Genomic DNA, 13140 nt, shown 5'->3' on the forward strand with positions numbered 1-13140 from the left:
CCGTCACCTCGATCGTGATCCCCCTCCCCACGTCACGGAACGTCTCCCCGGGTGTGAACGGCGCGTCCGACAGTTCCGCGTGGACGTTCGGCGCGCGTGTGCAGCCGCCGCTGTCGCGGCGGGAGTCGACGACGGTGACCGGGCCCATGCCCGTGTCCACCTCCGCGTCGACCTGGTAGATCAGGACGCCCGGGCGGCACACCGCCTCGTCGTTGCCGGCGCGGGTGCGCAGTTCGACGGCGTAGCCGGTTCTGCCGTCCAGGGGGACGAAGACCAGCTTGGAGCCGCCGGCGAGGGCCAGGGGCGTCAGGGTGTACTCCGTGGTGCCGGGGGACGCCGCGCAGTGGACCTGGGCGGCGTCGAGCCAGCCCAGCTTCCATTTGTGCCAGCCGAGGAAGTCGTTGTTGGCCCCCCAGTCCTCGCTCATGATGTCCCAGTGGCCGACCGCCCCCCCGCCCTCCGCGGTGTACAGGTCGGGCAGGCCGAAGACATGGCCGTTCTCGTGGGGGAGGACGCGGTAGCCGGTGCGGCCGTAGGAACCGGAGCCGTCGTCCTGGCGGGAGTAGACGAAGGAGGCGTTGGCCACGGGTATGCCGTCGGCCCTGGGCGCCTCCGGGTTGCCCGCGAAGGTGACGGACAGGACCGTGTCCAGGGCGGAGGGGCCGGCGTTCGGAGTGACCAGGACGTTCAGCAGGTCGTACTCGCCGAAGTCCACCTTCGGGTCGGCCGTGGCGACCAGGTCCTCGACCAGGGCGCGGTAGCCGGGCTCGAACGGAGCCCCCCGCTCTATGCCGTAGTCGCGGAACGACTTCGGCATCCGCAGCCATCCCGGGACCGGGGTCTCGGGGCGGTAGTCGAGGCGGCCGTAGGAGCTGGTGCGGAACCAGTCCCGGGTCTGCGGGAAGAACTCGTGGAAGCGGTCCAGGGCCTCGCCCTCGCCGGGGGCGTCGGAGAAGTCGATCATGAGGGTGAGGGCGCGGACGGTGCCGGTGGAGCGGGTGTAGCCGGCGGAGGTGGGGATGCCCTCGGACATCTGGACCTCGCGGGCGCCGCGGATCATGCAGGGGCCGTGTGCGGAGGTGTGGGACAGGGTGATGGGCCCTGCTCCCGCCGTGCCGGCGCCCGGGGCGAGTCGGCCCGTGCCCGCCGAGGTGCTGACCGTGAAGGTCAGGGCGGTCACGCAGGCCAGGGCGGCCAGACGGCGCCTGGGTATCCGGTGGCCGGTCGCGCAGCCCGGCCCCGTGCCGTCCGGACGGAGACGCCGGGGCCGCGGCTGCCTGCAAGGGACCTGCAAGGGACCTCCCGCGCCACGGCAGCCGCCGGTCTCCGGCTGCACTCTTGCGATCACCCTGCGTCGCGGGGTGGGGGGACGCGCGCTGGAAGAGACCGATCGTGGGTTTCCCGTCGGTAAGGGACGGAGGTGCTTGTGAGGCAGGTCACAAACAATTTCCGCTGGAGCGGGAAATACCGGGGACCCACTCCCCGTTTAGCCATGTGTCCGACCGAAACGGGGATGCAGTCCCCGGATCGCCTCACTCACCAGGAGTACGCCGTGCAGACCGCAACCCCCGAAGCGCGCAAGGTGCCCCGGCCCCGCGCCGACGCCCTGCGCAACCGGGAGCGGATCGTCACCGCCGCCCGGGAGATGTTCGTCGAGCACGGCCCCGAGGTGCCGCTCGACGAGATCGCCCGCCGGGCCGGCGTCGGCAACGCCACGGTGTACCGCAACTTCCCGGACCGTGACGCGCTCGTCCGCGAGGTCGTCTGCTCCGTCATGGACCGTACGGCCGCGGCCGCGGAGGCCGCGCTCACCGAGACCGGCGACGCGTTCGAGGCGCTGGAGCGCTTCGTGCACGCCGCCGCCGACGAGCGGATCAGCGCGCTGTGCCCGATGGTCTCCAGCACGTTCGACAAGCACCACCCGGATCTGGAGGCCGCGCGGGAACGGGTCGAACGGCTGGTCGCCGAGGTCATGGACCGCGCCAGGGAGGCCGGGCAGCTCCGGTCCGACGTGGACGTCGGAGACGTCATGATCACCGTGGCCCAGCTCAGCCGGCCCCCGGCCGGCACGGACTGCTTCCGGGCCGACCGCTTCGTCCACCGCCATCTTCAGCTGTTCCTGGACGGGCTGCGGGCTCCCGCCCGCTCCGCCCTCCCGGGCACGGCCGTGACTCTGGAAGACCTGCGCCGGCCCTGACCCGTCCGTCCGGTCCGATGCGTCCAGTCCGATGCCTCAGTCCATACCTCCAGTCCGATGCCCCAGTCCATGCCTCCAGTCCGATGCCTCGTCCGATCGCTTCCGTCCGATGCCTCGTCCGATCGTTTCCGCCCTAAGTTTCAGGCCGCCCCACCGGTCTGAACCCTGAACGACAGTCCCAGCGGCCGTCCCCGCACGAGCCGTGCCTTTCGTCACCCTTTTCCATCACGAAGTCCCGAAGTGGGTATCCCCATGTCTGAAACAGCCTCGAAGAGCCTCGGCGCACCGGCCGGAGAGCCGGACGCCGGCCGCTGGAAAGCGCTCGTCTTCATCGCGCTCGCCCAGCTGATGGTCGTCCTGGACGCCACCATCGTGAACATCGCCCTGCCCTCCGCCCAGCAGGACCTGGGCATCTCCGACGGCAACCGGCAGTGGGTCGTCACGGCCTACGCGCTCGCCTTCGGCGGTCTGCTCCTGTTCGGCGGCCGGATAGCGGACCTGTGGGGCCGCAAGAAGGCCTTCGTCGTCGGTCTGGGCGGTTTCGCCGTGGCCTCCGCGCTCGGCGGCGCGGCCACCAACGAGGCGATGATGTTCGGCGCCCGCGCCCTCCAGGGCGTCTTCGGAGCCCTGCTCGCGCCCGCCGCGCTCTCCCTGCTGGCCGTGATGTTCACGGACGCCAAGGAGCGTGCCAAGGCGTTCGGCATCTACGGCGCGATCGCCGGTGGTGGCGGTGCGGTCGGTCTGATCCTCGGCGGTTTCCTCACCGAGTACCTGGACTGGCGCTGGACGTTCTTCGTGAACATCCCGTTCGCCATCGTCGCCGCGGCCGGTGCGTACTTCGTCATCCGTGAGCCGGAGGGCGGCCGCAACCGCTCGCCGCTCGACCTTCCCGGTGTGGTCCTGTCCACCCTCGGCCTGGTCGCCCTGGTCTACGGCTTCACCCGCGCCGAGTCCGACGGCTGGAGCGACTCCGTCACCGTCGGCATGTTCGTCGCCTCGGCCGTGCTGCTCGCGACCTTCGTGCTCGTTGAGTCCAAGGTGAAGGCCCCGCTGCTGCCGCTGCGGGTGATCACCGAGCGCAACCGCGGCGGGATCTACCTCTCCCTCGGTCTCGCGATCATCGCGATGTTCGGCCTGTTCCTCTTCCTCACCTACTACCTGCAGATCGTGAAGGGCTACTCGCCGGTCAAGACCGGGTTCGCCTTCCTGCCGATGATCGTGGGCATGATCACCGGTTCCACCCAGATCGGCACCCGCCTGATGACCCGGGTCGCGCCGCGCCTGCTGATGGGCCCGGGCTTCCTGGTCGCCGCGCTGGGCATGCTGCTGCTGACCCAGCTGGAGATCGGCTCCTCGTACGCCGCTCTGCTGCTGCCGGCGATGCTGCTGCTCGGTCTCGGCATGGGTACGGCGTTCATGCCGGCCATGTCGCTGGCCACCCAGGGCGTCGAGCCGCGGGACTCCGGTGTCGCCTCCGCGATGGTCAACACCTCGCAGCAGGTGGGCGGCGCGATCGGCACGGCCCTGCTGAACACCATCGCCGCCTCGGCGACGACGGCGTACGTCGCCGACCACATCGCCGGCGCGACCAGCCGGTCCCAGCAGCAGCTGGTTCAGCTGGAGGCCATGGTGCAGGGCTACACCAGTGCCATCTGGTTCGCCGTCGGCATCCTCGTGGTGGCCGCCGCGATCGCCATGACCTTCGTCAACGCCGGCCGCCCGGGCGGTACGACGGCGGCGTCCTCCGAGGAGGGCGCGGCGGACGAGGTGCAGATTCCGGTCGTCGCCCACTGACACCCGCGCACCGAACCCCTTCGGGCCATCCGTAGGCGCGGGGAAGGGGACGCCTCGCACCTACGGAATCCAGGACCTGCCCGGTTCCCGCGTCAGCGGAGCCAGGGCAGGTCCGCACCCGCTTCGGCCGGCTGAAGTCCCTCGGCGACGATCCGCATGATCTCGCCGAGGGACTTCTGCTGTTGTGGGGTCAGCCGGTCGAAGACCGCCTGGCGTACGGCCTCCACATGGCCCGGCGCGGTCTGTCGCAGCACGTCGTAGCCCTCGTCCGTGAGGACGGCGAACTGGCCCCGCTTGTCGTCGGGGCAGTCCTCCCGGTGCACCCAGCCGTTCTTCTCCAGACGCGCGATGGCGTGCGAGAGCCGGGACCGGGTGATCTTCGCCAGCATCGCGAGCTCGGTCATCCGCAGCCGTCGCCGCGGCGCTTCGGCCAGCTTGACCAGAAGGCCGTAGTAGACGTGCGGCATGCCCGCGTCGCGCTGCAGCTGACGGTCGAGATGGTCGTCGAGGAGGGTGACGCCCTCCATGAAGGAACGCCAGACGTGCTGTTCCTCGTCGGTGAGCCAGCGCGGTTCCTGGGGCGCCTGGGCTGTGCCCGATGTCGATGCGGGTGCCTTCATACGTTCCACTTTACGCGGCTCCTCCTTGAACTTTAAACAAATGGTCCGTACAGTTTTGTAGGGAACCACGTTTTGGAAGGAGCCGCAGCATGTCCACCGTCGCCCAGGAGCGCATGCCCGCTCTGTACCTCAGCCATGGCGCCCCGCCCCTGGCGGACGACCCTGTCTGGCCCGGTGAACTGGCCGCCTGGTCCGCCGGACTGCCGCGCCCCAAGGCCGTCCTGATCGTCTCCGCCCACTGGGAGGAGGCCCCGCTCGCCCTCGGCGCCACCGAGACCGTCCCGCTCGTCTACGACTTCTGGGGCTTCCCGGAGCACTACTACCGGGTGAAGTACGACGCCCCGGGCGCACCGGAGCTCGCGGAGTCCGTACGCAAGCTGCTGCGCGCCCCCGGCATCCCCGTCCAGGACGTCCCCGACCGCGGTCTCGACCACGGCGCGTACGTGCCGCTGGTCGAGATGTACCCGGAGGCCGACCTCCCGGTCCTCCAGGTCTCCATGCCGACGCTCGACCCGGTACGGCTCATGGAGATCGGCCGCAAGCTCGCCCCCCTGCGGGACGAGGGCGTGCTCATCGTCGGCTCCGGCTTCTTCACCCACAACCTGGCCGCACTGCGGCAGGCGGGCACCCCCGCCTGGTCGGCCGAGTTCGACGACTGGGGCCGGCGGGCGCTGGAGTCACGTGACGTGGACGCCCTGCTCGACTTCACCCGCAAGTCCCCCGCCGGGCAGCTGGCCCACCCGCGCACCGAGCACTTCGCCCCGCTCTTTGTGACGATGGGCGCGGCCGACGCGGCCGGTGAGCTGGACGCGCAGAAGTCGGTGATCGACGGGTTCTGGATGGGGCTGGCGAAGCGGTCGGTGCAGTTCGGCTGAAACGGGCCCGGTGGGCGTGCCCGCGAGGGTGTTCTTGTGAACGGGCCCAGATGGGCCGCCCGCGAGGGTGCCTGCAGTGAACGGACTCCGGTGGGCCTGCCCGCAAGGGTGTTCCCGGCGCTCATGCGAACCCCCGGCGGGCTGCCGCGAGGGTGCTCCTACAGCGGCTTCTCGTGCCAGGCCACGTCCCAGTACCGGCCGAACTTGCGGCCCACCTCCCGGTACGTGCCGACGTGCCGGAAGCCGAAGCGCTCGTGCAGCCGGGCCGACGCCTCGTTCGGCAGTGCGATGCCCGCGTAGGCGCGGTGCAGATCCTCGCCCGACAGGGACTCGAAGAGGGCCGTGTAGAGGAGCGTGCCGACGCCGCGCCGGCCGGCGCCCGGAGCCACGTACACGGTCGTCTCCACCGAGGTGGCATAGGCGGGCTTCATTCGGAAAGGGCTGGATGTGGCGTAGCCAAGGCTCTCCTGTGTGTCGGGCTCCGTGGCAACCATCAGGCGGTGCGGCCCGTCTTCAGGGTGGGAGAGCAGCCAAGGGCGGCGCTCCTCCGGAGTGAAGATCGCGGTATCGAATGTGATCGGCGTCTCATGAACATAGTGGTTGTAGAGGGCCGTGAGGGCTTCGAGGTCACCCTCGACCCCCGGCCTGACCTGCACCTCTGTACGTTCCGACCGCACCGCGCCTCCCTATGTGGCCGGACAGGGTACTGCATGATCAGAAAAATCGGGGGACGGGTTGGGAATTCTGTCCTGATTCCAGTCGTTGTTTCCATCGGATGCAGGGCACCCGAGGAGAGTCCGGAGAGTCCCGGAAGACGGAGTCCAGCGTCCGAAGGACCACCCGCTGACCTCACCATCGCAAGGGAGCTCGCATGGCAACCCGTGCCGTCGCCCGTCGTCAGTCCGCCACCGGCGAGACGGCCGACGCGGCAAGCAGTGTTCGCACCCATGGCGGCGAGATCGCCGACCGCGACCTGGTCGGCATGTACCTCGACGAGATCGCGCGCACACCGCTGCTCGACGCCGCCAAGGAGGTCGAGCTGTCGCAGATCATCGAAGCGGGTGTGTTCGCACAGCAGATCCTCGACGGCCAGGAGGAGAACAAGGCCGGGGCCTCGCCCGAGGAGCTGCAGGCCCTGGTCGACGCGAGCGAGCGGGCCAAGGACGTCTTCATCCGCTCCAACCTGCGCCTGGTCGTCGCGGTCGCCCGCCGCTACCCCCGCAGCGGGCTGCCGCTGCTGGACCTGATCCAGGAGGGCAACGCCGGCCTGGTGCGCGCGGTCGAGAAGTTCGACTACCGCAAGGGCTTCAAGTTCTCCACGTACGCCACGTGGTGGATCCGCCAGGCCATCACCCGGTCGATAGCCGACCAGTCCCGTACGATCCGCCTGCCCGTCCACCTCGTGGAGGAGCTCGGCCGGATCCGCCGTGTGCAGCGCGAGTTCAACCGTGAGCACGGCCGGGATCCGGAGCCCGCGGAGATCGCGGCCGAGCTCGGCTCGAACCCGGAGCGCGTCACCGACGTCCTGGACTGGGCCCGTGACCCGGTCTCGCTGAACATGTCGGTGGACGACGAGGGCGAGACCCAGTTCGGCGACCTCCTGGAGGACACCTCGGCGGTGTCGCCCGAGCAGTCGGTCCTCACCCTGCTGCGCAGCGAGGAGCTCGACGACCTGATCGGCCGGCTCGACCAGCGCACGGCCTCCATCATCAAGATGCGCTACGGCATCGAGGACGGCCGGGAGCGCACGCTGACCGAGGTCGGCAAGGAGCACGGCCTGACCCGCGAGCGCATCCGCCAGATCGAGAAGCACGCGCTGCTGGAGCTGAAGAAGCTGGCCCGCAGTACCGGGTTCGACGCGGCGGCGTGACGCCTCGGTCCGCGCGGCGGGGCAACACCCCTTCGCCGGCGGCCCGACCGGTGACTGCGGTGTGCGTCCGGGCGTACGACTCGTCCCCGCGGCCAGTGGGTGACGGACCGTGTGCGCCCGGGGGGCACCGCGTACGCCGGGTGGCGAAAGACCGCGCAAACATGGCGATGTAACGCCGCTTCAACCCGCGGACTCAGGGAACAAGACTTCTGGGTCCACCAGTTCGACCCGGGTCACACCCCCTGACCCCCGAAAGCCACGTCCCGTCGCACTCCCCCCGGCGCCGGGACATTCCCCGAGGCCGGGCTTCGGCGTCCTTCCCCCCGGACGTCGGAGCCCGGCTCTCTCGCTGGGGGGCGGGGCACCCCGTACCTGAACCACGGGGTGGCCCGCCAGATGGCAGATTGTGTCACATGGGCATAGCCTGCCGGGCGTGAGCAGTACCACCCCGACCCCGCCTTCGCCCTCGCTGACCGAGCGGCGGAAGGCAGAGACGCGCATGGAGATCGCCCGGGCGGCGGCCGGCCTCTTCGTGCGGCATGGCCTGCGTGCCACCCGCGCGGAGGACATCGCCCAGGCCGCGGGCATCGCCCCGCGCACCTTCTACCGGTACTTCGCCACCAAGGAGGAGGCCGTCGCCCCGCTCTACGCGGCCGGCTCCCAGCGCTGGGTGGAGGCGGTGCGCGCGGCCCCCGCCGACGCCGGGGTCCTCCGGGCCCTGGAGCAGGGAGTGCGCCACACCCTGACACCGGGCGTCGGCGTCTCCGCGTCCTCCTGGGAGTGGGTCCGCACGCTCCTGCGCCTGGCAGAGGCGACCCCGTCCCTGCGCAGGGTGTGGGCGGAGGTGTGCCAGGCGTCCGAGCGGCTGCTGGGGGAGGTGCTGGCGCAACGGGTGACACGTGCAGGCGGGCCAGGGGGGCCCGCAGAGGCCGGGGCGCCCGGCCGAGACGCCGACGCCCCGGGTGGGGGTGGCGACAACGTTGCCGCCACCGGCGAACCACCCGCGATCACCCCTGAGCTGCGCTTCGCCGCCGCCGTGGCGAGCGCCGCCGTCCGTGCCGCGCTGGAGGCCTGGGCCGCGGGCGACGAGCCCGTCGAGGGTCCGGACGGGCCGGCGGAGCTCGCCCTGCGTAATCTCAGGGCTTTGCGGGACTTCCCGTGGGGGCCGTGACGCTACGGCTCACACCCCGCCCGCGTCCCGCGCGCCGGCCGCCCTGCTCAACCGCGCCCCCAACTCCCTTAGCGCCGTTACGAGTTCTGCCGGCTCGTGCACCACGAAGTCGCACTCCAGCATCGCCAGCCGGAACGCCACCCACTGCACCGCGTCCCCGGCGGACCCCCGCAGCCGGCAGCTGCCGTCGTCCAACGGCTCGGGCGTGCCCAGCCAGTGGGGCACCCGGGCGGCGACGAACTCGGCCGGTGCGGAGAACGTGACGTCGAAGTCGTAGGACCGCTGCTGTCGTTGCATCGAGCGCCGCAGGTACTCGGCCGCGCTCCCCGTCGGCAGTTCGCGCGGTGCGAACCGGGCCCCGGTGGCGAACGGCTCGCTGACCCGGTCGACGCGGAACGTGCGCCAGTCGTCCCGGTCGATGTCGTACACGACGAGGTACCAGCGGCGTCCCGTCGACACCAGCCGGTACGGCTCCGTCAGGCGCCGCGATTCGGTGCCGTCAGCGGCCCGGTAGGCGAACCGCAGCCGCTCGTGGCCGGCCACCGTCGAGGCCATGACGGTCAGCGTCTCGGGCGCGATGCTCGGCCCGTCCCCGCTGGTCAGTGGTGTGGTCGCGGCCTGGAGGGTGGTCACGCGGTGGCGCAGCCGGCCCGGCAGGACCTGCTCCAGCTTGGCCAGCGCCCGCACCGAGGCCTCGTCCAGGCCCTCCACCGCGTGTCCCGCCCCGGCGCGCAGCCCGACCGCGATGGCCACGGCCTCCTCGTCGTCGAGCACGAGCGGCGGCATGGCCTTGCCGGCGACCAGACGGTAGCCGCCGTCGGCGCCCATGGTCGCCTGCACGGGGTAGCCCAGTTCGCGCAGCCGGTCGATGTCCCGCCGGACCGTGCGGCGGGAGACCCCGAGCCGCTCGGAGAGCTCGCCGCCGGGCCATTCGCGGGGCGTCTGGAGGAGGGACAGGAGCGTCAGCAGCCGGGCCGGAGTGTCCGTCGTCATACCGAAGAGGATGCCGGACCAGTAGGACATGTTCTGACCTACTGGGGCTCTAACTTCGCACCATGAACTCCACCGACACCACCCTCGGCACGGCGGGCGGCGGGACCGACCGCCGGCGCTGGTTCGCCCTCGCGATCGTGATGACCGCGGCCTTCATGGACCTCGTCGACGTGACGATCGTCAACATCGCCATCCCCTCGATCCAGCGGGAGGCGGGCGCATCCTTCAGCCAGATCCAGTGGATCACCGCCGGTTACGCCCTCGCCTTCGCCGCCGGGCTGATCACGGGAGGGCGGCTCGGTGACATCCACGGCCGCAAGCGGGTCTTCCTCGTCGGCATCGGCGGGTTCACGGTCGCCTCCGCGCTCTGCGGTCTCGCGGTGAACCCGGAGATGCTGGTCGCCTCGCGGTTCCTGCAGGGCGGCATGGCGGCGCTGATGGTGCCGCAGGTGCTGTCGATCGTGCACGCGACCTTCCCGGCGCACGAGCGGGGCAAGGTGTTCGGGCTGTTCGGCGCGGTCGTCGGTCTCGGGGCGGTGTCCGGTCCGCTGCTGGGCGCGCTGCTGACCGAGTGGAACCTGTTCGGCTGGGAATGGCGGTCGATCTTCCTGATCAACCTGCCGGTGGGTGTCGTCGGCCTGATCCTCGGCAGCCGCTTCATCAGCGAGTCCAAGGCGCCGCGCGCCCTGAAGCTGGACCTGGTGGGTGTCGCGCTCGTGACGCTGGGCCTGCTGATGCTGCTCTACCCGCTCATTCGCGGCCGCGAGCTGGGCTGGCCGGTGTGGGGATACGTCTCGATGGCCGGGTCGCTCGTCGTCCTCGCGGTGCTGGTGGCGTACGAGAGGCGCAAGACCGCGCGGGACGGTTCCCCGCTGGTCGAGCTCTCGCTGTTCAAGGTCAAGAGCTTCGCGGCCGGGATCGCCGTGCAGACCGTCTTCGGTGTGGCGCTCGGTGTGTTCTTCCTGGTGTGGACGCTGTACATGCAGTTCGGGCTGGGCTGGAGCCCGCTGAAGGCCGGGCTGACCGGAGTGCCGTTCTCGATCGCCGTGTCGGTGGCGGCCGGGATGTCGGTGCAGAAGCTGGTCCCGCGCTTCGGGCGCAGGGTGCTCCAGGCGGGCGCGCTGGTGATGGCGGCCGGAGTGCTGCTCTACATGTGGGAGGCCGGGCACTACGGTCTCGCCATAGCGCCCTGGCAGATGGCCCTCCCGCTCGTCGTGATGGGCGTGGGCATGGGGCTGATCGTCGCTCCGCTGACCGACGCGATCCTCTCGGAGGTGCCGCGCGAGCACGCCGGTTCGGCGTCGGGGCTGCTCAACACCGTGCAGCAGATGGGGAACGCGCTGGGGCTCGGCCTGGTGTCGGTGGTGTTCTTCGGCACGATCTCCGAGCACCTGCGGCCGGAGCAGACCGGACCGGCCTACGCGGACGCCTTCCAGAACGCGCTCGGCTGGGTCGCCGCGGTGATGGGCGTCATCTTCCTGCTGATGTTCGCGTTGCCGAAGCGCCCCGCGCAGCACGTGGAGGGCGAGCAGGTGCCGGTGGGGGAGAAGGAACCTGCTCGCGGCCCCGCGCTGGTCTGACCGCGGGAAACGGGCCCGGCACCTCGATGCCGGGCCCGTTCGCGTTCCCGTTCGCGTTCCGCCCGATGTCCGCGCGCAGTGCTGCCCCCGATGTCCGCCCGCGATGCTGCTCCAGATGGCCGCCCACGGGTCTCCCCCCGATGTCCACCCACACTGCTGCTCCCGGTTTCTGCTCATGCCCGATTGGGTCCGAACCTGTTTACTTTGCGGAAAACTCGGCGTAGCCTCCCGCGGAAACCACACGTTCGGGCATGAGGTGGAGGCGAACGGACATGTACGCACCGGAGCGGCAGCAGGAGATCCTCCGGCTCGCCCGTGACGGCGGCCGAGTGGATGTCGTGTCGCTGGCCGAGGAGTTCCAGGTGACGGCGGAGACGATCCGCCGGGACCTGAAGGCCCTCGACCGCGCGGGTCTCGTCCGCCGGGTGCACGGCGGGGCCATCCCGGCCGGGCGCCTCGACTTCGAGCCGGACCTCGCCGAGCGCGAGACGACCGCCGCCGACGAGAAGGACGGCATCGCCAAGGCGGCCCTCGCGGAACTGCCCGGTGCGGGCACGGTCATCCTCGACGCCGGGACGACGGTGGCCCGGATGGCCGCCGCCCTCCCGCTGGAGGCCTCCCTTACCGTCGTCACGCACAGCCTCCCCATCGCCGCCCGCCTCGCCGACCACCCCGGCATCCAGCTCCACCTCATCGGAGGGCGCGTACGGCACCGTACGCGCGCCGCCGTGGACGCCTGGGCGCTCAGGGCGTACGGCGAGATCCGCGCCGACGTGCTGTTCGTGGCCGCCAACGGCTTCTCCGCCGAACACGGTCTGACCACCCCCGACCTCGCCGAGGCCGCGGTCAAGCGCGCGGCCGTGGCCGCCGCCCGCCGTGTGGTGCTGCTCGCCGACTCCTCCAAGCACGGCCAGGAGCACTTCGCCCGCTTCGGCGACCTGAGCGATGTGGACCTGCTGATCACCGACAGCGGGCTGAGCCCCGAAGACGCCGTCGCGATCGAGCGCGGCGGCACGGAAGTAGTGCGCGCATGATCCTCACCGTCACCCCCAATCCGTCCCTGGACCGCACCTACGAGGTGCCGTCCCTCGACCGTGGCGAGGTCATCCGAGCCACCGGAGAGCGGATGGACCCGGGCGGCAAGGGCGTGAACGTCTCGCGCGCCGTCGCCGCGGCGGGGCAGCGCACGGTGGCGGTCCTGCCCCTGGGCGGCGCCCCGGGCGCCCTCGTCGCCGACCTGCTCGACCAGCAGGGCATCGAGGTCGCGCCCGTCCCGGTCGCCGGGGCCACCCGCTCCAACATCGCCCTCGCCGAGTCCGACGGCGTCCTGACGAAGATCAACGCGCCCGGCCCCGAACTCTCCGGCGCCGAGCGGGAACTGCTCCTGGAGACCGTGCGCCGGCAGTCCCGCGACGCCTCCTGGATCGCCTGCTGCGGCAGCCTGCCGCGCGGACTCGCCCCCTCCTGGTACGCCGAACTGGTCGCCCGCGCGCACGCCGCCGGTGCCCGGATCGCCCTGGACACCTCCGGGCCCGCGCTGCTCGCCGCCCTGCGTGAGCGGCCGGACGTGGTCAAGCCCAACGCCGAGGAACTCGCGGAGGCCGTCGGCCGCCCCCTGACCACCGTCGGCGACGCCGTCAAGGCCGCCGAGGAACTGCGCGAGATGGGCGCCCGGGCCGTCCTCGCGAGCCTCGGCGCCGACGGACAACTGCTCGTCTCCCACGAGGGCGCCTGGTTCGGCAGCGCCCGGGTGGCCGCGGTCCGCAGCAACGTGGGCGCCGGCGACTCCTCCCTCGCCGGCTTCCTGATCGCCGGCGGCAACGGCCCCGATGCCCTCGCCTCGGCGGTCGCCCACGGCGCGGCGGCCGTCCAGCTCCCCGGCAGCGTCATGCCGACACCGAGCGACCTGGACCCGGCGGCGGTGACGGTCACGGCCGAGGTCCCGGCGGACCGCGTGCTGAAGGAGCCGGTGTCATGACCTACGACGAGCAGCGCGGACCGAGGCACGAGCGGCGGGCCCCCTCCCCGTTACCCGCGGGC

12 protein-coding genes are annotated in these 13140 nt (G+C 71.4%); 8 read left to right on the forward strand and 4 right to left on the reverse strand.

What is annotated here, in order from left to right:
• On the reverse strand, positions 1–1180 hold a 1180-nt coding region (locus tag C1J00_RS25445), incomplete at its 3' end, for a M6 family metalloprotease domain-containing protein (protein WP_245936496.1).
• 372 nt (positions 1181–1552) lie between these two features.
• Here C1J00_RS25445 and C1J00_RS25450 point away from each other — a divergent pair.
• Positions 1553–2197, forward strand: a complete 645-nt coding sequence (locus C1J00_RS25450) for a TetR/AcrR family transcriptional regulator (protein ID WP_102911387.1) — start codon at positions 1553–1555, stop codon at positions 2195–2197.
• Between the two features lie 252 nt (positions 2198–2449).
• A complete protein-coding gene (locus C1J00_RS25455; protein ID WP_102911377.1) occupies positions 2450–3991 on the forward strand; it encodes an MFS transporter in 1542 nt (513 codons plus the stop codon).
• A gap of 92 nt (positions 3992–4083) precedes the next feature.
• Here the strand turns inward: C1J00_RS25455 and C1J00_RS25460 are convergent, their stop codons facing one another.
• Positions 4084–4611 (reverse strand): MarR family winged helix-turn-helix transcriptional regulator, encoded by a 528-nt coding sequence (locus C1J00_RS25460; protein WP_102911378.1) that lies wholly within the window; start codon positions 4609–4611, stop codon positions 4084–4086.
• 89 nt (positions 4612–4700) lie between these two features.
• On the opposite strand from C1J00_RS25460, the gene C1J00_RS25465 reads away from it, so the two are divergent.
• Positions 4701–5486: a dioxygenase family protein gene (locus tag C1J00_RS25465; RefSeq protein ID WP_102911379.1), complete on the forward strand. Its 786-nt coding sequence runs from the start codon at positions 4701–4703 to the stop codon at positions 5484–5486.
• Positions 5487–5644: 158 nt separating this feature from the next.
• On the opposite strand, the gene C1J00_RS25470 is transcribed toward C1J00_RS25465, so the two are convergent.
• Complete coding sequence (locus tag C1J00_RS25470; RefSeq protein ID WP_102911380.1) at positions 5645–6163, reverse strand: GNAT family N-acetyltransferase; 519 nt, start codon at positions 6161–6163, stop codon at positions 5645–5647.
• A 194-nt stretch (positions 6164–6357) separates the two neighbouring features.
• On the opposite strand from C1J00_RS25470, the gene C1J00_RS25475 reads away from it, so the two are divergent.
• Complete coding sequence (locus C1J00_RS25475; protein WP_102911381.1) at positions 6358–7356, forward strand: sigma-70 family RNA polymerase sigma factor; 999 nt, start codon at positions 6358–6360, stop codon at positions 7354–7356.
• 433 nt (positions 7357–7789) lie between these two features.
• A complete protein-coding gene (locus C1J00_RS25480; RefSeq protein ID WP_245936497.1) occupies positions 7790–8527 on the forward strand; it encodes a TetR/AcrR family transcriptional regulator in 738 nt (245 codons plus the stop codon).
• Between the two features lie 9 nt (positions 8528–8536).
• On the opposite strand, the gene C1J00_RS25485 is transcribed toward C1J00_RS25480, so the two are convergent.
• The gene (locus tag C1J00_RS25485) at positions 8537–9520 is read right to left on the reverse strand and encodes a helix-turn-helix transcriptional regulator (protein WP_102911388.1); all 984 of its coding nucleotides are present in this window, start codon (positions 9518–9520) and stop codon (positions 8537–8539) included.
• A 62-nt stretch (positions 9521–9582) separates the two neighbouring features.
• Here C1J00_RS25485 and C1J00_RS25490 point away from each other — a divergent pair, with 62 nt between their 5' ends.
• The 3 genes from C1J00_RS25490 to pfkB all read left to right on the forward strand — a co-directional run bounded on the left by C1J00_RS25490 (position 9583) and on the right by pfkB (position 13078).
• The gene (locus C1J00_RS25490; protein ID WP_102911383.1) at positions 9583–11100 is read left to right on the forward strand and encodes an MFS transporter; all 1518 of its coding nucleotides are present in this window, start codon (positions 9583–9585) and stop codon (positions 11098–11100) included.
• A 272-nt stretch (positions 11101–11372) separates the two neighbouring features.
• Positions 11373–12134 (forward strand): DeoR/GlpR family DNA-binding transcription regulator, encoded by a 762-nt coding sequence (locus C1J00_RS25495; protein WP_102911384.1) that lies wholly within the window; start codon positions 11373–11375, stop codon positions 12132–12134.
• Positions 12131–13078 (forward strand): 1-phosphofructokinase, encoded by a 948-nt coding sequence (gene pfkB, locus C1J00_RS25500; protein ID WP_102911385.1) that lies wholly within the window; start codon positions 12131–12133, stop codon positions 13076–13078. The genes C1J00_RS25495 and pfkB overlap by 4 nt, the downstream gene beginning before the upstream one ends.
• Positions 13079–13140: the final 62 nt, after the last annotated feature.

The sequence above is a fragment of the Streptomyces cahuitamycinicus genome, assembly GCF_002891435.1.
Taxonomy (GTDB): domain Bacteria; phylum Actinomycetota; class Actinomycetes; order Streptomycetales; family Streptomycetaceae; genus Streptomyces; species Streptomyces cahuitamycinicus.

What these genes read in the sequence shown, in the direction of transcription:
- C1J00_RS25485 (WP_102911388.1), bottom strand. Translation starts at nt 9,520, where the DNA reads ATGACGACGGACACTCCGGCCCGGCTGCTGACGCTCCTGTCCCTCCTC.
- C1J00_RS25465 (WP_102911379.1), top strand. Translation starts at nt 4,701, where the DNA reads ATGTCCACCGTCGCCCAGGAGCGCATGCCCGCTCTGTACCTCAGCCAT.
- pfkB (WP_102911385.1), top strand. Translation starts at nt 12,131, where the DNA reads ATGATCCTCACCGTCACCCCCAATCCGTCCCTGGACCGCACCTACGAG.
- C1J00_RS25455 (WP_102911377.1), top strand. Translation starts at nt 2,450, where the DNA reads ATGTCTGAAACAGCCTCGAAGAGCCTCGGCGCACCGGCCGGAGAGCCG.
- C1J00_RS25475 (WP_102911381.1), top strand. Translation starts at nt 6,358, where the DNA reads ATGGCAACCCGTGCCGTCGCCCGTCGTCAGTCCGCCACCGGCGAGACG.
- C1J00_RS25490 (WP_102911383.1), top strand. Translation starts at nt 9,583, where the DNA reads ATGAACTCCACCGACACCACCCTCGGCACGGCGGGCGGCGGGACCGAC.
- C1J00_RS25460 (WP_102911378.1), bottom strand. Translation starts at nt 4,611, where the DNA reads ATGAAGGCACCCGCATCGACATCGGGCACAGCCCAGGCGCCCCAGGAA.
- C1J00_RS25495 (WP_102911384.1), top strand. Translation starts at nt 11,373, where the DNA reads ATGTACGCACCGGAGCGGCAGCAGGAGATCCTCCGGCTCGCCCGTGAC.